The organism is Salaquimonas pukyongi, from assembly GCF_001953055.1.
Taxonomy (GTDB): Bacteria; Pseudomonadota; Alphaproteobacteria; order Rhizobiales; family Rhizobiaceae; genus Salaquimonas; species Salaquimonas pukyongi.
Window position 1 is genome coordinate 3,119,737 of sequence record NZ_CP019044.1, and the last position, 19,449, is coordinate 3,139,185.

A 19,449-nucleotide genomic window follows, 5' to 3' on the forward strand; every position below is an offset into this window, starting at 1 on the left:
CGGCCCTCTTCCCGTTTTCTCTTAACCTATTGAAGGATCAGATTGAACATCTGTCTTTATGCAGTGGGGACTTCTGCCGGAATGGCGTCAGATTCTTTTAAAACAGGCACAGAAAAATCCGTCCATTCCCGATTGTTCGCCGCTGTCCAGCTTAAGGTAGTGAAGCAGTGAGCGGAAATTCCCCTGCCCGTTGATGCATACTTCAAGCCCGGGCAGTGCATCCGCTGAAAGACGGATTGGCTCAAGCTGCGGGAAAGGGTGTGTTGCAACAAGATTCTCCCCCTCCGCTTTCAACAGGGAACAATTGGCATAGACAAGCACCCCGCCGGGCCGCAACAGGCCGGCGGCCTTGCCGATCATGGCAACCTGGAGTGCGACAAGGCCGGACAGGTTCTCACCAGTGCTGTTCCAAAGAATATCAGGATGCCTGCGTATCGTTCCGGTAGCAGAACAAGGTGCGTCGAGTAATATTCCGTCGAACCCTGTTGCCGGTTCCCATTCCATCAAATCGCTGCAGACGACGTCAGCCTTAAGTCCGGTGCGCGCGAGATTTCCTTCAACGCGGGCAAGCCTGCGTGATGATATGTCAACTGCGGTTACATCGGCGCCCAGGCTGGCAAGCTGCATTGTCTTGCCGCCAGGTGCTGCACACAGATCAGCGATTTTCTTTCCGGCCAGGCCGCCGGCCATGCAATGATCGAGCAGCCGGACCGGCTGGGCCGCGGCGATATCCTGGACCCACCAGTTGCCCTGTTCATAGCCAGGCAGTTCGTGCACCGGCATGGTGCTAGTAAGCCGCCGGCTGGTTCCCGGCAGGTCAATGGCTTCGGCAAGCTTGGCGCCAATCCCGGGCTTGCCGTTGATATCGAGGGTTGGTTCGAAACCAAACTGCCGTCCCATCGCCCGGGTTTTTTCCTTGCCATGGTCGTGCTGCAGTTGTTTTGCCAGCCAGGGCGGAAAAGGGGAAACCGTTTCCGTCTGCTGTTTCAACGCATCCAGTTGGCTGGCAGCCTTTCGCAGCACTGCATTGGCAAAGCCGCGAAACCGCCGGGTTGCAGGATTGTTGCCGACAAGGGAGACGGCAATGTTTACAGCCGCCTGATCCGGGACTTTCATGAATGCCATCTGGGCAAGGGCTGTCTCCAAAACTGCAAGAAGATGGGTGGCGCGCCTTGGCGGCGGTCTGTCCCAGCATTTGGCAAGCATCGCCTGAAGGCGGCAACGGTGGCGGAGGGTTGCAAGCGTGATGGCCCTGGCCAGGCCCTGATCTGCCGCGTCCAGGGCAAGATAGGGGCGATATCCTTTCTGGGCATCGACAAGGTCATCAAAACTTGCCCGCTTGCCGGCAACAAGCGCCAGCATGCCGGCAGCTGCCTGTCTGCTTTTTGCTCCCTTGACATCTTCCCGCATGGGCAAACCTTGCATTATGCCTGTTCAGCGCGTTGTATGGGATGAAAGCAGCCGGATTGAAAGGTGTATGTTGATCCGGTGCAAAACAATGCAAATGCAGAAAAATGAAGCACCAAATTGCAGGGCGGAAAGGACACCGCAATGAAGCCGGACGATCAAGGCGGGGCCGATTCAGAGGGCCAGCGGGACGAAGATCTGCCGGAAGCTGCCAGACGCGCCCTTGAAGAAGCGCAGGCACGCAGAAAAGCAGCTGACAAAGCCGCCGCCGCGCCAAAGGAAATCAATGGCCGGAACGGCCCCGATCCGGCCCGCTATGGCGATTGGGAGAAAAAGGGTATTGCGATCGATTTTTGAGATCGCCCGCCAGCGTGTCAGGCTGCCAGCGCCTCGCTCACCCGCTTGCGGATTTCAGGCAGTGTAAACGGTTTTTGCACCACATCGATGACGACGCTGGAAAGGCTTTCGGCGCGTTCGCGCTGATTGGCAAAGCCTGTCATCATCAGGATTTTCTGCCCCGTTTGTGCCCTGGCAATGGAATGACTCATCTCGATGCCGTCCATCAGCGGCATCTGGATGTCTGTCAGAACAAGGTCGAACCCATCCTTGCTGGCGATGAAAAGTTCGAGGCCTTCCTCGCCGTTTTCCGCTTTCACCACACCGTGACGGTCGGTTTCCAGTGCGCGGGCCACAAACTCCCGCACCGAATCGTCATCTTCCACCAGCAGAATGTTCGCCACTTATGCATCTCCCGTTACGACGCCGACAAAAGGTAGCTCTCTGAAGGCGTGCCCCACATCCATGCCATATCCGACAACAAACTTGTCGGGGCATTCAAATCCCACGAAATCCGCATCGATTTCCGCCTTGCGCCGAATAGTCTTGTCCAGCAAGGCAATGATCGCCACGCGATTGGCCCCGCGTTCAAGCATGAGGTCGCGGGTGAATTTCAATGTATTTCCCGATTCCAGAATATCGTCGATCAAGATGATGTCGCGTCCTTCGACCTCCGATTCCACATCCCTCAACAGACGCAATTCACCGGCCTGGGTCCCCGCGCCATAGCTCGACACCGAAATGAACTCCACTTCCGGTGCCATGCCGGCGCGGTGAAAGGCACGAATGAGATCGGCGGCAAACACGAACGATCCCTTCAGGATGGAGACCACCAATATGTTCTTCAGTTCGCTCAAGGCAACTTCCTCGGCGAGTTCTGTGATTCGCCGGTCGATGTCCTCAGCGCTGAAAAGAACTTCAATCTTCTTGTTTCGTACGATGGGCATCAGGTTCTCTTATCGGGAAGTGGAGTTTGCCGTGTTTGCGCCGGCGGCTGGCCTGGTGAAAGCGACAGCCGTGCGGGCACGTCCGGAGACGTCGATCGATGAGGTGACGAAACGCAGTTTGCCATCCGGCTTGATGCTGCCTGCGCCGGTGCGATGCTGCCAGCTCTGGACAATGCGGCCGTTCCCATCGAGAAGCTGAACAACCACATCGCCCGGCGTCTGGTTTTCACCGGCAGTGTTGCGAATCTCGCCAAACACCGTGACCACTGACGAGCCGGATTTCACGATCCGGGTCATGGAAACATCCGCAACGGCCAACTTCCCCAGCCCGGAGGCCGGATTAATCGATGCAGTGGTCACCGGATCGATGGCTGCCTGTTCGAGGTTTTCCGTCATGGCGATGAATCCGGTGGGAATCGTGACTGCAAGGGTGAAAACCGCAACCACCCCGGCGATGGTGCGGGTCAGTGGTACCGATGTGCTGAGGTCGCCCGCGGCCATTGCGGCTTCCTGTGTTCCGCTTTGTGACTCGGAGCGCCTGGCAGCGAAGAAGTCGCCGGTGATGGCGCTGGTTATGCGTCTTTGGCCCGAAAAGTCCGGCTTTGGCTGGTGGTCCTGAAACCGGCCGGCTCCACCTGATTCAGCAAGGCGATGGCCGGAGTCAGCCGGCGTGTGTTCTGAGCCGGCAGGGAGCGGTTCATGATCGATGGTCCTGATCTGCCTGTGATGCCTTTTCATTGCCTGTCTCATGCCCGGTGAAACCTGGACCGGGTGCCCACCACATGGATACCCGCGAATCACCGTCCAAATTCAATTTTCCAAAGACTGACTATCGCCCAATCCTTAACGTATTGTTAACCATGATTAACGCACAAACGCCGCAGGCAGCGCCCAGCGGGTCCGGGGCGCGAAAATGGACGGAGCAGAACGGTGATTCAGTTCGAAAATGTCGGATTGCGCTACGGGCTGGGACCTGAGGTTCTGAGCGATCTGACTTTCGATGTCAGGGCCAACTCGTTCCAGTTTTTGACAGGTCCCTCCGGTGCGGGAAAGACAAGCCTGTTGCGGCTGATGCTGATGTCGCTGAGACCGACGCGGGGGGTGGTTCGCCTGTTTGGCCGCGAGGCCACCGGCATTCCGCGCAACGACATGCCGAACCTGCGCCGCAAGATCGGTGTTGTATTCCAGGATTTTCGTCTGCTCGGACACCTGACGACTTACGAGAATGTTGCCCTTCCCCTTCGTGTCAGGGGAAAGGAGGAAGCCAGCTACCGCACCGATGTCACCGAACTGCTCAAATGGGTGGGGCTGGGTGAACGGATGCATGTATTACCGCCGGTTCTTTCAGGTGGGGAAAAACAACGGGCGGCGATTGCCCGTGCGCTGATCGATCAGCCGGAAATTCTGCTGGCGGACGAGCCGACCGGCAATGTGGACCCTCCCATGGCGCGGCGGCTGCTACGCCTCTTTATCGAACTCAACCGGTCGGGCACGGCGGTGGTCATCGCCACCCATGATCTGGCCCTCATGGATCAGTACGAGGCGCGGCGGCTGGTGCTGACCGATGGCAGGTTACATGTCTATGACTGAGCAACGCCAACCACCGGCAGTCTGGAACCAAGAAACCAAGCCTGATGTGCAGGCCGATGCGGCAAAGCAGGTTTCGGGTGGACGCAGGGGCGGACGGGTCCCCTCGCTTTACAGCGGCAAATCGCTTGTGCCGCGGGACAGGATTGCAGGTCAGGCGCTGCTGGCGGTCATCGCCATCATGGCGTTTCTTGCCTGCCTGACACTGGGCGCGGTGATCCTTGTGCGCGATACCGCACGCGGCTGGCAGACCGATATCGCCAAGGAGGTGACCGTCCAGATCCGGCCGTTTGAAAATGTCGATATGGAAGCCTCAATCAGGAAGGCAAGCCAGCTATTGCTGTCTTTCGAGGGAATTTCTAAAGTCACCGTTCTCAACGATGAAGCGACGGCAAAACTTCTTGAACCCTTTCTCGGGTCTGGTCTGCAGGTGGAAGAGCTGCCAATACCCACCCTGATTACCGTTGGGCTGGAACCTGATTCCAGACCGGATATTGCGGCCATCAAGGAGCGGCTTTCGGCTGAAATCCCAGGTGCATCACTTGATGACCACCGAAACTGGGTCGATCGCCTCAACAACATGGCGGGAACGACGGTGGCTGCCGGCATCATGGTTTTCCTGCTGGTCATGGCTGCAACGGTGCTGACGGTCGTCTTTGCCACACGGGGCGCCATGTCGGCCAATCGCGAGGTTGTGGAGGTTCTTCACTTCGTGGGTGCTGACCGCGCCTTTATTGCCAGGGCATTTGAAACCCATTTTCTGCGTGTTGGCATGATGGGCGGCCTTGGCGGCGGATTGGCGGCGATTTTCGTCTTTATCGGCCTGGGTGTGTGGACCTCGATGAGCCGTGCTACGCCACAAGGCGATCAAGTCAGTGCTTTGTTCGGAACCTTCGCCGTCGGGCCCTGGGGAGTGCTTGGCATTGTCATGGTCGCTGTGGCCATTGCGGTTCTGACCGGATTGACGTCACGCTTCACGGTGATGCGCCATGTGGGGCAGTTGGAAAGCTACGGGCTGAAATCCTGATTTTCGCCGCAGACGGGAATGGTGCGGGCTCTTTTCAAAATGAGCGAAAGGCGATAGGCCACAGGCTGGTCTCATATGGAACCGAACCGTGCTCTATATTCGTTCTGCGCTTTTTACTGTCCTGTTCTATCTCAGCAATGCGGCCCAGATGATTTTCTGGGCGCCGGTATTTTTCATCATGCCGAGGATGGAAGCGTGGAAGGTGGTCAAGTGCTGGGCCTACAGCCACCTGTGGCTTCAAAACAGGATCTGCGGCACGTGCTATGACTTTAGGGGGCTTGAAAACATCCGGCCCAACGCCAATCAGCTGGTTGCTTCCAAACACCAGTCGGCCTGGGAAACCTACACCATGGTGTTGTTTTTCAAGGATGTGAGCTACATCCTGAAGCGCTCGCTCATCTTCATTCCGGTATTTGGCTGGTATGCCGCCAAAATGAGGGTGGTTCCGATCGACCGCAGCCGCGGCAAGGAAGCGCTTAAATCCATTACCGCCAATGCCCGCCGCTACATGGCGGAAACCGAGCGGCAGATCATCATTTATCCGGAAGGTACCCGCAAACAGCCCGGCGCCGAGCCGGCATACAAATACGGCATTACCCATCTTTACCGCGATCTCAAGGTGCCTGTGCAGCCGGTGGCGCTGAATTCCGGCCTGTACTGGGGACGGCGCTCACTGGTGGTACATCCGGGCACCATTGTTATGGAGTTTCTGCCGATGATCGAGCCGGGCCTGCCCGGCGAAGCGTTTTCCGCCCGGCTGGAGCAGATGATCGAAACAGCTTCCAACCGTCTGATTGCAGAATCTGCAGCGTCCGATCACCCACCGCCGCTGGCGGTTGAACTGGTGCGATCCGGCCAGGTGGCGGCCTAGGTCATGTATCGATGGACTATAGCTGACTGCACAGTTTCTCCAGCACGTGGTCGCGAATGCCAAGCCGGTTGAGGGACTTGACCGTATTGAGCACGTAGTCCCGGTTGGCACCGGATTTTCCGGTTGCGCCAGCAATTGTTCCGGCAAGTTCGTTCAGGGGCTGCGGTGGTGCATACTGTTCGTGCTTGCGATCGACCACATAGGTAAGCGCCCGGACCTTTCTGCCGTCCAACAGACGGATTTTCAGCCATTTCTCCAGATAGACATGGGTCACCAGTTCGCGTTCGCGCAGATAGGCGATGACCACATCGCGTTTTTCGCCGCTGACGCGGCGCGCGATGCCGTGGCAGGAGCCGCCATGATCAAGACCGAGAACCAGGCCCGGGCGTTCCTGCGTTCCGCGATGAACCCAGGAATGCACACACAGCGCACGGTGTTTGCCATGCAATGTCGCCATGTGTTCCTCGACGAACTCAAAGCCGGGACGCCAGAGCAGCGAACCGTAGCCAAAAACCCAAAAATCACCCATAACCCTGCCATGCGGCGCTGGAATCACTGTTGCCGGCAGCCGATTTGCACCGAATCCGGAAACCCAATGGATGAGCCATGCGATGAAGGAAAACAAGGCCGAAACCAAAATGGTAAGAACCGGCATCCTTGCGGGCAAGGTCTGGTTGCTGGCCGCCGTCATTGTCATTCTTGCGGCGGGGCTTTGTGGCGCCTGGTTTTACGGCGCCAACCGGCTTGAACAGGAAATCGCTTCGCTCAAACAGCGGCTTTCCAATGAGGGCGTTGCCGCCGGCTGTGAAGGGCAGGAAATTCGCGGATTTCCTTTCCGTCTTGGCGTATTCTGTAAGGCGTTTTTTTATGCCGACCCGGTCAATGGCGTAACCGTTTCGGGAAATGCAATTCGCTCGGCGGCCCAATTCTACCGGCCCGGCCATGTCGTTGGCGAAACCGATGGCCCGCTAAAGGTCTCGGTGCCGGGACTGGTGCCGCTTCTGATCGATTGGGAGAAGCTGCGGTCGAGCATGCGCGTTTCCATGTCCGGTCTGCGGCGCAGTTCGCTGGTCACTGAAGGTGTCCGTGTGTCTGCGGATGATCTGGGACTAGCTGATCTGCTGGGAACGATAGACGCCGTGCAGTTGCACGTTCTTGCCGGTGACGAGAGCGGAAGCGGCACACCCAAGGACCTTGTTGCCAGCGCGGATATTGATGGCTGGCGGATTGATGATGGCGGTTTGGGTCAGATTAAGCCATTGGATTTGGCTCTTTTGCTGGACGTACGCGATGGCCTTGCCATGGCCATGAGTGGCGAGGATCCGCTTTTGATCTTGCGGTCGCGCGGTGGCGAGATCAGGCTGGCAGAGCTTGAAATATCAACCGGTGACGGGGGCAGGCTGAAAGCGCGCGGGCCTTTGCAACTTGGCCGGAACGGAAAACTGTCCGGCGAGGTTGAGCTCGATCTCGACGATCCGCAAAAACTCGTCGAATATGCGGCAAGCATCTTTCCGCCGGCGCGTGACGTGCTCGGCGATGTGGTATCCTATCTTGATGCCTTTGCTTCCAACACGGCAGGACGCACAAAGATACGCGGGTTGAAACTGACCTTGCGCGACAACAAGGTCCTGCTCGGCTTTATCGAACTTGCCGAACTTCCGCGTTTGTACTGATAATCTCAGTTGTCCTGGGAGTAAGGCCGGAACAGTGTGTCCTTCAGCGCATCGTCCGGTTCATCGGGCTGCTGGGAGATATGCTCCTTTTCGATCACCTTCCGGCGGGTGGAGCGGCTGACGGAAAACAGCTTTTCCAGTGTGTCTCCGTCTCCTTCCTCGATTGCCCTGGCGCAAGCCTCCATGTCGGTGATGAAACTGCGCAACGCTTCCAAAACGGGCTCCCGGTTCATCAGGAAAATGTCGCGCCACATGACCGGATTGGAAGAAGCAATGCGGGTAAAATCCTTGAAGGCACCGGCGGAAAACTGGATGACCGGCGAGTGATCCTTGTCCTCTTGGGCGAGGGCTGTGTGAAAGATCGAAAAAGCGGCAAGATGGGGAACGTGACTGGTAATCGCCAGGGCCATATCGTGGCGGGCAGGGCTCATGACCTCGACCCTGGATCCCATCGCTTCCCAGAAACGCCGGGTGCTGTCTATGGCGGTTTCCTCGCTTCCTTCCGGCGGCGTCAAAATGCACCAGCGGTTTACGAAGAGACGGGGCAGTCCGGCATCCGGGCCTGAAAATTCGGTGCCGGCCAGAGGATGGGCCGGGACGAAGTGAACGCCAGGAGGAATGATCGGCAGGCATTCGGCGACCACGCCCTGCTTGACCGAGCCCACATCGGACAAGATCGCGCCCGGTTTCAACACCGGCGCCATCTCGCCGACGACCTGGCTGAAGGAGCGTACCGGAACACAGCCGATGATCATGTCGGCGCCGCTGGCAGCCTCGGCGGCGGTTTTGACGATGCGGGCTTCCCCCAGGCCCAGTTCGAGCAGACGCTTGCGCACCTTTGGCGAAGCATCGGTGACAACGGTTTCGCGCGCCAGCTTGCGTTCATAGACGGCGCGGGTGATCGACGAGCCGATCAATCCCTGACCGATGATTGCAAGCCTGCCGATAACCGGGCGCATGGTTCAGTTCCCCGATCCGGAAAGAAATTCCTTCAGCGCCCCGACAACGGCGCGGTTGGAATCTTCCAGACCGACGGTCATGCGCAGGGCGTTGGGGAAACCGTAGCCGCCGACGGCGCGCAGCACGAGTCCCCGCCGGGTAAGAAAGGCATCCGCTTTACTGGCACTCTTTCCTGGCTCATCATCGGGGAAATGGACGAGGATGAAGTTACCCACAGAGGGGGTAACGCGCAGGCCCAGCTGTTCCAGTTCGCCAGTAAGCCATGCCAGCCACTTGTCGTTGTGGGCGATGGAGCGGTCGACATGGGCACGGTCGCGCATGGCTGCCGCCCCTGCAGCAATTGCCATTGCATTGACGTTGAACGGGCCGCGCACCCTTTCAAGGGTTTCGATGATCTGCCGTGAGGCAAATGCCCAGCCGACCCGCAGGGCCGCCAAACCATGTATCTTGGAGAAGGTGCGGGTCACAATCACATTGTCTGCGGAAGCTGCCAGTTCCATACCCGATTCGTAATCGTTTCTGCGGACATATTCCGCATAGGCGGCGTCCAGCACCAGCAGAACATTTCCCGGAAGTCCGGCATGAAGCCGGCGCACTTCATCGATCGGCAGATAGGTGCCGGTCGGGTTGTTGGGATTTGCCAGAAACACCAGCCGGGTTTTATCCGTCACGGCAGCTAGAATTGCATCGACATCGGCGCGCTCGCGGCTTTCCTTTACCGAAACGGGGACGGCGCTGTTTGACAGGGCAACGATGCGGTACATCAGGAAACCGTGCTCGGTGAAGATAACCTCGTTGCCGGGCTGCAGATAGGTGCTGCCAATCAATGACAGCAGTTCATCCGAACCATTGCCGCAGACAAGGTTCTCCGTATTGAGGCCGTGCATATCGGCGATCGCCTGCTTCAATTCGGATGCGGAACCATCAGGATAGAGTTCCATTTTTGACGCAATGCCTGCAATTGCCTGCTGTGCGGCAGGGCTGGCTCCCAACGGTGTTTCGTTTGAAGAAAGCTTGTGCAGCTTTACCCCGGCGGGCGCCGCGGATTTGCCGGGTACGTAGATGTCGATGTCCATCACGCCCGGCTTTGGCTGCAATTGACCAGAATGCATGGCTTGTTTCCACTGGTTGCTGTGTTCCGGCGCAGCCGGAAATCTGTTTGCACAGGCGCGAAAGGCTTTAGGACAACACGCTGGCAAAATCAAAGGATGAATCAGCGCAAGCGGTGCCCACTGCCTGCGATTGCCCGTTTTTCAGTGCGCGCACTCGGCCTTGCGCGTTGCCCGATGCGGGCGCCCTGGGGCGCAAGAACGGGAACGGGGACTTTTCTGGCCTTGCGGGCTTTTGCCGGTATTCCCTGGTAAAGCCGCTTGCTGGCGGTCACCACATGAGCGCCGCAGAAAACCGGCCAGATTTTCCGGCCGATGCGCTCGATGAACGGATACAGGCGCAGCATCCAGGCAATGCGGATTGGCGGAAAATCAAGGCAGCCGTCCCATTTCGACGGGGTAAGTCTGGCCTTGCGAAGCAGGGTCGCCAACTGTCCGCGCGAGAAAGGGCGCCCGTTGCCAAAGGGCGTATGCTCAAAGCGGGTCCACAAGCCCCGCCGGTTTGTGGCTATCAGGATCAGCTTTCCCTCCGGGACCAGAACCCGCCAGACTTCATCAAGGACAAGGCTGGGGTCAAAGGTGTTCTCAAGAACATGCAACAACACGGCGCATTGCACCGATGACGTTGCAAGCGGCAACTCGTCATCATCCACCAGCGCGGTCCGGCCTGCAGTGCCAAGCGGCCACTGCACGGCACCCTGGCGGGCGGGCATCAATATAACGGCCTTGTCCGTGGTCTTAAGCAGTTTGTTGAAAACCGGCACCGGATAGCCCAGCCCCACGACATCAATGTCTGCGGGCAGGCCGCCATTGCGCTGCAGGGCGGAGACCATCGAGGCTACCGCCCGGTGCCCCAGCGGCGTGGCATAAAATTCTCTCAGATCGACGACGTCAACGGACATGGTTCAGTTACCGGACCTGCTTTGTACAAAGGATGGCGGCTTTGTGCCGGACATGACGTTTCAGCCGATCATTCCATAAACGATCAGCGCCTGGCCGGCAAAATAGAGAAACCACACAAGATAGGGCATGGAACGCCGTATCAAGGTGTTGGTGAGCGGGGTGAACTTTTCCTGTGCCAGGATGATGTCCGACACCATGAACAAGGCAATTCCTGCCAGAACGATCTGGCCGGGATCGGCTGCCTTTGCGGTAAACGCCATGGCGGCAATCGCAAAGGCATAGATCACGACAGGGACTTTCAGGCCATCAAGATGCGGCCACAGGCGAAACAGCACAGAAGCGATCAGCGCCAGCAGGATCAGGGCCAGCAGAGCCATGTCGCCCGTCAGGAGATGATCGGGTGAAATCAGGGAAACAAAATGGGCGGCATACAGCAGATGCCCGAGGAGGAATGCTCCAAGCCCCAATAGAAAATTGGGTTCCCCCTCGAGGGAAAGAAACCAGTCCCCGGCGGCACAGGCGGCAAGCGCCAGAACCACCTGCACCGGCAGGCCGGCCAAAAAAGCGGCGAGCGTGAGCAATGCAACGGGCACCGTCTTTGCTGCGCTGCGGAAGGCGTTTTCAGGACGATGGATGATGAAAACGCCGTAGATCAGCGCAATGGCGCTGGCAGCGATAATGATCAGGATCGCGAGGTCAGGCATATTCCCCCTGGAGCGCGTTTTGGGACGGCAGTTACAGCCCCCAATGCCACCGGCTGTTGCAGGATCGGTCAGCCATACCCCAGTGGAAGGGGAATGCCAACGGGGTGGTTTCCTGCAGGCGTGAAGTCACTTTCGCCCGAAGCACAAAAAGAGCCCGCAGGCTTTGCGTAGCCCGCGGGCGCAATTTCAACCAACGGAAGTTGGACGGTCAGCCGCGCTCTACGCAGAGTGCGACACCCATGCCACCGCCGATGCACAGCGTGGCAAGTCCCTTCTTCGCGTCACGCCGCTTCATTTCGAAAAGCAGGGTGTTGAAGACGCGGGCGCCCGATGCGCCGACCGGATGGCCAATGGCGATGGCGCCGCCATTGACGTTGACGATGTCGGGGTTCCAGCCCATGTCCTTGTTCACTGCGCAGGCCTGGGCCGCGAAGGCTTCGTTTGCCTCGACGAGGTCGAGGTCCTCCACCTTCCAGCCGGCTCTCTCCAGTGCCTTGCGCGAAGCGGGGATCGGGCCGGTTCCCATGATTTGCGGGTCGACGCCTGCAGTGGCCCATGAAACGACACGTGCCAGCGGAGTGATGCCACGTTTTTCGGCTTCCGCCTCGGTCATCAGCACCACGGCCGCAGCCCCGTCATTGATCCCCGATGCGTTGGCTGCGGTTACCGTTCCTTCCTTGTCGAAGGCAGGGCGCAGCTTGCCGACGCTGTCCATGGTGACGCCGTGCTTGATGTATTCATCATCTTCCACCACGGTTTCGCCCTTGCGGGTTTTCACCGTGAAGGGAACGATTTCGTCCTTGAACTTGCCCGCCTTCTGGGCGGCTTCAGCCTTGTTCTGTGAGGCAACCGCGAATGTGTCCTGTTCCTCGCGGGTCAGTTGCCACTGGCGGGCCACGTTTTCCGCCGTATTGCCCATGTGATAGCCGTAGAAGGCATCGGTCAGGCCATCCCTGATCATGGTATCGACCATTTTCAGATCACCCATCTTCACACCGCCGCGCAAATGGGCGCAATGGGGTGCCATGGACATGGACTCCTGGCCGCCCGCGACAATAACATCAGCATCGCCCGTTGCGATCTGCTGCATGCCAATGGCAACGGCACGCAGGCCCGATCCGCAAAGCTGGTTAAGGCCCCAGGCTGTGGTTTCATCGGGACATCCGGCATTGCGCGCAGCCTGACGGGCTGGATTCTGCCCCTGTCCTGCAGAAAGAATCTGGCCGAGGATGACCTCATCGACTTCCTTTGCATCGACGCCGGCGCGCTCCAGCGCACCTTTAATGGCCACCGATCCCAGATCGTGTGCCGGAACATTGGCAAACGATCCGTTGAACGCGCCCACGGGTGTGCGTGCGGCGCTTGCGATGACGATTGCTTCTTTACTGCTCATTGTAATTGACCCTCGGTTCAGCCATATGTGTGGTAACCTGCCGGGCAAGACCGGATTTGAGCCGGATCCCGCCGTTGAAATGTCTTGTGTGACATGAATTCCGATCCATGCCAATTAAACTTTCTGTCCGGTTATTCCTGCAGTCTTGCCATGCATTGAGATCATGACCAGCGGCTATCTTACCCATCCCCTGCCCCGAAAAAAAACCGTTCCGGTGATGATCGGACAAGTAACCTGCGGCGGCAGTTCTCCGATTGTGGTGCAATCGATGACCAATACCGATACGGCGGATATCAGTGCGACGGTCGAGCAGGTCGCCGCGCTTGCGGCTGCCGGTTCCGAACTGGTTCGCATCACGGTGGACCGTGACGAGGCCGCCGCTGCCGTGCCGCATATCCGCGAGAAGCTGCTGGCGCGCAATGTCGATGTACCGCTGATCGGCGATTTTCACTATATCGGCCACACCTTGCTGGCAGATCACCCGGCCTGTGCGCAAGCGCTCGACAAGTACCGGATCAATCCCGGCAATGTGGGCTTCGGGGAAAAGAAGGACCGCCAGTTCGCCGCGATCATCGAGACGGCAATCCGCAACAACAAGCCGGTGCGCATTGGCGTCAACTGGGGTTCGCTTGACCAGTCCCTGCTGACCCGGCTGATGGATGACAACAAGAAGAGCGGATCGCCCCTGTCGGCCCGTGAGGTGATGCGCGAAGCGGTCATCCAGTCGGCGCTGCTTTCGGCCGAGCTTGCCGAGGAGATCGGGCTGGACCGTTCGGCGATCATTCTGTCTGCAAAGGTCAGCCAGGTGCAGGATCTGATTGCAGTCTATACCGGCCTGGCGGAGCGCTCCGACCATGCCTTGCATCTTGGGCTGACCGAGGCCGGCATGGGCTCGAAAGGCATAGTTGCTTCTTCGGCCGCCCTGGGCATTCTGTTGCAGCAGGGCATTGGCGACACGATCCGCATTTCACTGACGCCCGAGCCGGGGGGGGACCGCACCCGCGAGGTACAGGTTGCCCAGGAACTGCTGCAAACCATGGGGTTTCGCACCTTCGTTCCGGTGGTTGCCGCCTGTCCTGGCTGCGGGCGCACCACGTCGACGGTGTTTCAGGAGCTTGCCCAGAAGATCGAAGGCGATCTGAGACGCAACATGCCTGTTTGGCGGGAAAAATATCCGGGTGTGGAAGCGCTGAACGTTGCCGTGATGGGCTGCATCGTCAATGGTCCCGGAGAATCAAAACATGCCGATATCGGCATCTCGCTTCCCGGCACGGGAGAGCAGCCCGCTGCACCGGTGTTCATCGACGGCAAAAAGGCCGCCACGCTGCGCGGACCGGATATCGCGTCGGAATTCGAGACGATGGTGCATGCCTATATCGAGAAACGATTTGGGCAGGGTTAAACCGCTACCGTAACGAAGTGTAATCTCTTAGTGGGCTTGCGCGGTTATGCCGGCAAATGAACTTCCAGGTTCATTGCCGAGGCCAGGGCTTCCACGTGTTTGAGGCAATCATTGTCCGGCGGGCCGTTTTCGGCCCAGTTGAGGACCGTCTCATCCAGCATCACGATGTCGGCCGGGACCGAGCGCAGACGGTCAAAGGCGGCAGGCGAGGCGCTGAAGCGGTTAATCCTTATTCGGCAGCCAAGGGAAGCAACGGATTTGAGAAAGCTCACGGCTTCCGGTTTGCCGCTCAGGGCGAAGGCTTCGGATATTCCAACAACCAGCCGCGGGGCTGCGTTGCCGGTGGCAGCCAGACCAGTGGACAGTTTTGCCATCCAGTCTGAGTCCAGAATTGTATCACGGGAGACGTTGAGCAGGTAGACATCCGAACCGGGTTGTTCCAGCGCGGCCAAAACGGTGTCCAGCGCCTTCAGATCAATATGCCGTGTCAGATCGAGCTCGCGGCCAAGATCGAAGAAACTGCGTTCTGCATCAGAACCGGCATCCTCTTTACCGGAGGTTGCAAAGCCCATCTTAAGCTCAAAAAGCCGCTCCCCGCCGAAGGTCACCCCTGCGTCCTTGAGGCAGGTTTCGACGGTATCTTCGCGAATTGCCGCCAGCACCTTTGCTGAAAGCCTGGCTTTGCGGCGGTTCTCCTCAAGTTTCAGAGGGTCTGCCGAATAGACGTTGACGCGGTGGGCCACGTCGCTTCGTACCGTGCGAAGGGCCTTGTAGGCGTTGCCGATCACTTCCCTGGGCGTGTTACCGTGGCGGGGCAGGAAACAGGCGCCGATGACCGAGTTGATACTGATCGGCCCTGCTGCGGTTTCCAGCGGCTCGGCGGAAACCGCCTTCAACAGACGCGTTGCTGCATCGAAAACCTCCGCTGGAGGACAATCCCGCAGGATGAGTCCGAACTTTGCGCCGGAGAAGCGGCAGACCACATCGTCGCCCCGAAGGCGGGAAGCCACTCGTTTGCCGGCTTCGCGCAATACCTCATCGCCTGTTTCAAACCCGTGAACGTCGTTGATCGTGTCCATGTGATCAAGGCTCATGATCAGGAATGTCGAAATGGAACCCCGGTTCTGCGCATCCCGGATGGTTGTTACAAGGCATTTTTCCAGTGAACGCCGGTTGGGCAGACAGGTCAGGTCATCGAAATCCGTCTGCCGGCGCAGGTCCTCTTCCCGTTTGCGGCGGTCGTTGATGATGCGGATCGATCCTTCCGCGTGGCGGGGTTTGCCGTTTCCGTCCGGATACCAGCAGCCGGTGTCCTCGATCCACAGGGGCGTGTCTTCCTTCGTGGCCGGGTGCAACAGGTAAACGCACTGATAGGGGACGGGGCCATCGTTCTTGCCGGTGCCTGCTGCGGAAACAATGACGCCGAAACGGGTTTGCTGACTTTGAGAAGACAGCATCGACTCGAAACTGCGGCCTTTCAGGTGGCGGGTTTCGGTTTCCGGCAAGCCTAAAAGGCCGGAAAAATTGCGGCTCCATTCGATCCGGTCGGAGCGGATGTCCCAGACATAAAAGGCTTGCCCCGTTGCTGCGACAATGGTTTCGGCTGCTTCATGCAGTTTGGCCAGCGCACTGGAAATGCCCTTTGCCGAAAGGCCGGATTGTACCGTTTGCTGCTTACTGTGTTCAGGCGCGGTGGCGGCTTTGTTGCTTGGCATGTCTGTTTCCCGGAATAACCCCGGGGCAATCATGCCTGAGATTTGTTAACAGCGGGAAAATCTCCTTGGGGAAGATGCCGTGATGTCAGTAGCCGGCAGCATGCCCGTCCTTGCGGGGGTCGGAAGCACCGATCAGAACGCCTGACTGACGGTCAATGGCCACCATCTGCCCGCCGCCATGCAGGCCGCCCGGGGCAGTTTCATGACCGCGCCCGGCAAGCCCTGCCTTAATGTGCGGACCGATGCCCGATTCAGCTGCCAGCACGCCATCGGGCCGCCAGAACAGGCGAGGAAAGTCGATCGCCTGTTGCGGGTCCATGCCGTATTCGAACATGTTCTGCAGCACGTGCGCCTGCCCGGCAGGCTGATAAGCGCCGCCCATTACCCCGAAGGAAAAAGCAGGCAGGCCGTCTTTCAGCACCATGCCGGGAATGATGGTGTGCATCGGGCGTTTGGCGCCGCCGATGGCATTGGGATGACCTTCCCTTACCACAAAGCATGAGCCGCGATTTTGCAGCGCAATGCCCGATTTGCCGGTCACAATGCCGGTTCCAAAGCCCGAATAGACCGAATTGATGAAGGAAACAGCCAGCCCGTCGCGGTCCACAACCGAAAGATAGATCGTATCGGCATCGGGCAGTTCGGGAAGGGTGATATCATCATTACGCCTTTCGGGATCGTACTGGCGCAACAGCGCCATTGTCGTTTCTTCCGAAAGCATGGCCTTCACACCGGTCTTCGCCGTAGCCGGATCGCTGACATGAGCATCGCGCATGGCATAGGCGAGGCGGGCGAACTCTATCGACTGGTGGAACCGCTCCGCAGACAGCGCGTCATGACGCCCCCCGCCCATGGTGAGCAGATCGAGAATGATGAGCGCGGTAATGCCCTGGCCATTGGGCGGAATTTGAAGCACTTCGTGATCGTGGTAGGTGGTGCGGATTGGTTCCACCCATTCGGCGCTGCATTTCGCCAGGTCTTCCTCGCTCAAAAAGCCGCCCAGGGCCTGAACGGTGCCGGCAATTTCCGCCGCAATCTGGCCCAGGTAGAATGCATCCGCGCCCTCCCTGGCGATCCGCGAAAGGGTCTGACCGAGAGCGGGAAGCCGGATTTTCTGCCCTACACCCGGTGATGTGCCGTCGAACAGGAGGTGTTTTGCGGCGCCTTCATTGTCCGCGAGTTTGCCGGCAAGTCCATGCCAGTCATGGGCAACACGCGGGGCAACGGGAAAACCACCCTCGGCGTAATCCACGGCATCGGCAAACAGCCGCGCCCAGTCCATGGCGCCGAACTTGCGGTGGAGCAACTCCCAGCCTCGCAATGCACCGGGTGCAGTCACTGCGTGGGGCGAAGTATCGGCTATTTCCGAAATTCCGTTTTCAAGATACCAGGCGAGCTTTGCGCCCGCTGCGGCACGGCCCGAAGCGTTAAGGGCATGAATGGTGCCCGAGGGCTCGCCAACAAAGGCGAAACAATCTCCGCCGATGCCGGTCATGTGCGGTTCCACCACACACAGGGTTGCAGAGGCGGCGATGGCTGCATCCACGGCGTTTCCACCCTCGCGCAGCACGGTCAAGGCGGTGCTGGTTGCCAGCGGATGTGATGTCGCAGCCATCGCATTCGCGGCATAGACCGGGGATCGGCCGGGCTGATCGAAATTGCGGGACACGGTGTCAGGCATTGCTTTCAGGCGGCATCGGGGACGGGATCAATATCCACCTCCCACGGAGACGTCCCTGGTTGCGGACCGGATGGAAACTGAAAACCCGGAAATCACATCGACCAGTGCGATCATCATCAGGATGAAAAACACCGAATGGACCGCCGACGGCACGAGCAGAAACTCGACCAGAAATGCAATGAATACAAAGGTCGACAGCAGATGATCGATGATGGAATTGGCGCCGATGCGGGTCGATTTGAGGATTTCAACGAACAGCAGTATCAGCGCGAAGGTGATCATGAGTTCGCCCAGCGTCATGACCCAGGTGGCGCCGGACAGCATGCCGAGGGAGAATATCTCGTTCTGCCAGACATCGTTGCTGCCCGATGTTGCAGAAATTCCCAGGGCGAGCACGTTGTAGATGATGAAGGGTACGATCATCAGGGGAATGTTGGCCAGCATGCTCTGCTCCTTGTGGTCCGGTGATGGCATGAAGTTAGCCGATGCAGCGACAGTAGCAAATGGCCATCTGCCCCAAAGGCAACAAAAAAGGCCGGTGAACCGGCCTTCATTGCGTCTGATATGCTGGAAACTTCAAAGAAGTCAGATGTTGTCTTTCGGCTCCAGAATCTGGCGGCCGCGATACATGCCCGTTTTCAGGTCGATGTGGTGCGGACGGCGCAGTTCGCCGGAATCCTTGTCTTCAACATAGGCAGGCTTCTTCAGGGCATCGGCCGAACGGCGCATGCCGCGCTTGGAACGGCTAATCTTGCTCTTTGGTACAGCCATGGTCTTGCTCCATTTTAATTCCGGTCATGGATCGGTGCGGGCCCAATCGAGGAATTCCATTTTGTTCGGTCATCGGAAAAAAGCGGATCCAGCCTTCAAGGCACGGCGTTTCAACGCCCAACGGATCCCGGCAACCTTGTCCGGCGCGGCTTATACTAGCCTCAGGCCGTTTTGAGAAGGGGGCGAAAGCAATTTTTTCCGCCAGTGCAAACAGTTCATTCAAAACACTTTACATAGGCGCCGGAGCGCTTTGCGCGCTTTTCGATCACCCGGGCCAGCCGGGAAAGCGATTTTGTCGGCTTTGCCGGATTGCGGTCCTTGGGATTGGGAAGGGCAACCGTCAGCAGGGCGGCCTGGCGCCGGGTCAGTTTGGCGGAGGAACGGTTGAAGTAATGCCGGCTTGCAGCCTCAATGCCGAACACGCCTTCATCAAATTCTGCGATGTTGATGTATATCTCGAACAGGCGTTTTTTTGACCAGACAAGATCGGCAAAGATCGCATAAGGGACTTCGAACACCTTGCGGATGAAGGAGCGGTGCGGCCACAGGAACAGGTTCTTCACCGTCTGCATGGGAATTGTACTGGCACCACGGGGGCGTTCGCCGTCCAATGCGTCTTCAATCACCGCGTTCAACTCGGCAAAATCAACGCCGTAATGGGAGCAGAACTGGCCATCTTCCGACATGACCACGGATTGGAAAACGAAGGGCGAAATGTTTTCAAGCGCCACCCATTGCCGGTCCACAGGCTTGCCCAGGAGCGCCCTTCCCACCATGAGCGTTGAAACGGGCTTGGTGCCGGGCAATCCATAAACCAGCGTGAAGGCTGCCGGAAGCAGAAGCAGGATCGCCACCAGCCAGACGAGCGGGCGTATCCGCCGGTTTGCAAGCCACCGGCGCCAGAATGCTGGTCTTTTCGCACGTCCCGGTTTTTTTGCCATGGCGGCGTGGCAGGTTTCTGTT

21 protein-coding genes are annotated in these 19,449 nt (G+C 58.6%); 6 read left to right on the top strand and 15 right to left on the bottom strand.

Annotated features, from left to right (window positions below; translation table 11 throughout):
• Positions 1-87 precede the first annotated feature (87 nt).
• Complete coding sequence (locus BVL55_RS15080) at positions 88-1,410, bottom strand: RsmB/NOP family class I SAM-dependent RNA methyltransferase (protein WP_162841522.1); 1,323 nt, start codon at positions 1,408-1,410, stop codon at positions 88-90.
• 141 nt (positions 1,411-1,551) lie between these two features.
• Between BVL55_RS15080 and BVL55_RS15085 the strand changes: the two genes are divergently transcribed.
• Positions 1,552-1,764: a DUF1674 domain-containing protein gene (locus BVL55_RS15085; protein WP_075998210.1), complete on the top strand. Its 213-nt coding sequence runs from the start codon at positions 1,552-1,554 to the stop codon at positions 1,762-1,764.
• Positions 1,765-1,781: 17 nt separating this feature from the next.
• Here BVL55_RS15085 and BVL55_RS15090 read toward each other — a convergent pair whose 3' ends face one another.
• From BVL55_RS15090 to BVL55_RS15100, 3 genes are read right to left on the bottom strand one after another with little or no spacing between them, the layout of a single operon-like run.
• Complete coding sequence (locus tag BVL55_RS15090) at positions 1,782-2,147, bottom strand: response regulator (protein ID WP_075997590.1); 366 nt, start codon at positions 2,145-2,147, stop codon at positions 1,782-1,784.
• Complete coding sequence (gene hpt / locus BVL55_RS15095; RefSeq protein ID WP_075997591.1) at positions 2,148-2,690, bottom strand: hypoxanthine phosphoribosyltransferase; 543 nt, start codon at positions 2,688-2,690, stop codon at positions 2,148-2,150.
• 9 nt (positions 2,691-2,699) lie between these two features.
• On the bottom strand, positions 2,700-3,428 hold the full coding sequence (locus tag BVL55_RS15100) for a hypothetical protein (protein ID WP_075997592.1): 729 nt from the start codon (positions 3,426-3,428) through the stop codon (positions 2,700-2,702).
• 192 nt (positions 3,429-3,620) lie between these two features.
• Here BVL55_RS15100 and ftsE point away from each other — a divergent pair, with 192 nt between their 5' ends.
• From ftsE to BVL55_RS15115, 3 genes are all read left to right on the top strand, one after another.
• A complete protein-coding gene (gene ftsE / locus BVL55_RS15105; protein WP_075997593.1) occupies positions 3,621-4,280 on the top strand; it encodes a cell division ATP-binding protein FtsE in 660 nt (219 codons plus the stop codon).
• Complete coding sequence (locus BVL55_RS15110) at positions 4,273-5,304, top strand: cell division protein FtsX (protein ID WP_244530532.1); 1,032 nt, start codon at positions 4,273-4,275, stop codon at positions 5,302-5,304. The genes ftsE and BVL55_RS15110 overlap by 8 nt, the downstream gene beginning before the upstream one ends.
• An 88-nt stretch (positions 5,305-5,392) precedes the next feature.
• The gene (locus BVL55_RS15115) at positions 5,393-6,175 is read left to right on the top strand and encodes a lysophospholipid acyltransferase family protein (protein WP_075997594.1); all 783 of its coding nucleotides are present in this window, start codon (positions 5,393-5,395) and stop codon (positions 6,173-6,175) included.
• Between the two features lie 16 nt (positions 6,176-6,191).
• On the opposite strand, the gene BVL55_RS15120 is transcribed toward BVL55_RS15115, so the two are convergent.
• Positions 6,192-6,704, bottom strand: a complete 513-nt coding sequence (locus BVL55_RS15120) for a gamma-glutamylcyclotransferase (protein ID WP_075997595.1) — start codon at positions 6,702-6,704, stop codon at positions 6,192-6,194.
• Positions 6,705-6,786: 82 nt separating this feature from the next.
• Here BVL55_RS15120 and BVL55_RS15125 point away from each other — a divergent pair, with 82 nt between their 5' ends.
• Positions 6,787-7,848: a DUF2125 domain-containing protein gene (locus BVL55_RS15125; RefSeq protein ID WP_162841523.1), complete on the top strand. Its 1,062-nt coding sequence runs from the start codon at positions 6,787-6,789 to the stop codon at positions 7,846-7,848.
• Positions 7,849-7,853: 5 nt separating this feature from the next.
• Here BVL55_RS15125 and BVL55_RS15130 read toward each other — a convergent pair whose 3' ends face one another.
• The 5 genes from BVL55_RS15130 to BVL55_RS15150 all read right to left on the bottom strand — a co-directional run bounded on the left by BVL55_RS15130 (position 7,854) and on the right by BVL55_RS15150 (position 12,917).
• On the bottom strand, positions 7,854-8,807 hold the full coding sequence (locus tag BVL55_RS15130; protein ID WP_075997597.1) for a prephenate dehydrogenase/arogenate dehydrogenase family protein: 954 nt from the start codon (positions 8,805-8,807) through the stop codon (positions 7,854-7,856).
• A gap of 3 nt (positions 8,808-8,810) precedes the next feature.
• On the bottom strand, positions 8,811-9,920 hold the full coding sequence (hisC, locus tag BVL55_RS15135) for a histidinol-phosphate transaminase (protein WP_075997598.1): 1,110 nt from the start codon (positions 9,918-9,920) through the stop codon (positions 8,811-8,813).
• A 101-nt stretch (positions 9,921-10,021) separates the two neighbouring features.
• Complete coding sequence (locus BVL55_RS15140) at positions 10,022-10,819, bottom strand: class I SAM-dependent methyltransferase (protein WP_075997599.1); 798 nt, start codon at positions 10,817-10,819, stop codon at positions 10,022-10,024.
• Between the two features lie 60 nt (positions 10,820-10,879).
• Positions 10,880-11,524, bottom strand: coding sequence for a lysoplasmalogenase family protein (locus tag BVL55_RS15145; RefSeq protein WP_075997600.1), 645 nt, complete (start codon positions 11,522-11,524; stop codon positions 10,880-10,882).
• A 208-nt stretch (positions 11,525-11,732) separates the two neighbouring features.
• Complete coding sequence (locus BVL55_RS15150; protein WP_075997601.1) at positions 11,733-12,917, bottom strand: acetyl-CoA C-acetyltransferase; 1,185 nt, start codon at positions 12,915-12,917, stop codon at positions 11,733-11,735.
• A 163-nt stretch (positions 12,918-13,080) separates the two neighbouring features.
• Here BVL55_RS15150 and ispG point away from each other — a divergent pair, with 163 nt between their 5' ends.
• Positions 13,081-14,319, top strand: a complete 1,239-nt coding sequence (gene ispG / locus BVL55_RS15155; RefSeq protein WP_075997602.1) for a flavodoxin-dependent (E)-4-hydroxy-3-methylbut-2-enyl-diphosphate synthase — start codon at positions 13,081-13,083, stop codon at positions 14,317-14,319.
• A gap of 44 nt (positions 14,320-14,363) precedes the next feature.
• On the opposite strand, the gene BVL55_RS15160 is transcribed toward ispG, so the two are convergent.
• The 5 genes from BVL55_RS15160 to BVL55_RS15180 form a co-directional block, all read right to left on the bottom strand.
• A complete protein-coding gene (locus tag BVL55_RS15160) occupies positions 14,364-16,034 on the bottom strand; it encodes a bifunctional diguanylate cyclase/phosphodiesterase (RefSeq protein ID WP_075997603.1) in 1,671 nt (556 codons plus the stop codon).
• A gap of 85 nt (positions 16,035-16,119) precedes the next feature.
• Positions 16,120-17,715: a gamma-glutamyltransferase family protein gene (locus BVL55_RS15165; RefSeq protein WP_244530533.1), complete on the bottom strand. Its 1,596-nt coding sequence runs from the start codon at positions 17,713-17,715 to the stop codon at positions 16,120-16,122.
• Positions 17,716-17,742: 27 nt separating this feature from the next.
• Entirely contained in the window at positions 17,743-18,159 is a 417-nt protein-coding gene (locus BVL55_RS15170; RefSeq protein WP_075997604.1) for a hypothetical protein, read from the bottom strand.
• Between the two features lie 141 nt (positions 18,160-18,300).
• On the bottom strand, positions 18,301-18,486 hold the full coding sequence (rpmF, locus tag BVL55_RS15175; protein ID WP_075997605.1) for a 50S ribosomal protein L32: 186 nt from the start codon (positions 18,484-18,486) through the stop codon (positions 18,301-18,303).
• A gap of 215 nt (positions 18,487-18,701) precedes the next feature.
• On the bottom strand, positions 18,702-19,427 hold the full coding sequence (locus tag BVL55_RS15180) for a transglycosylase domain-containing protein (RefSeq protein ID WP_075997606.1): 726 nt from the start codon (positions 19,425-19,427) through the stop codon (positions 18,702-18,704).
• Positions 19,428-19,449: the final 22 nt, after the last annotated feature.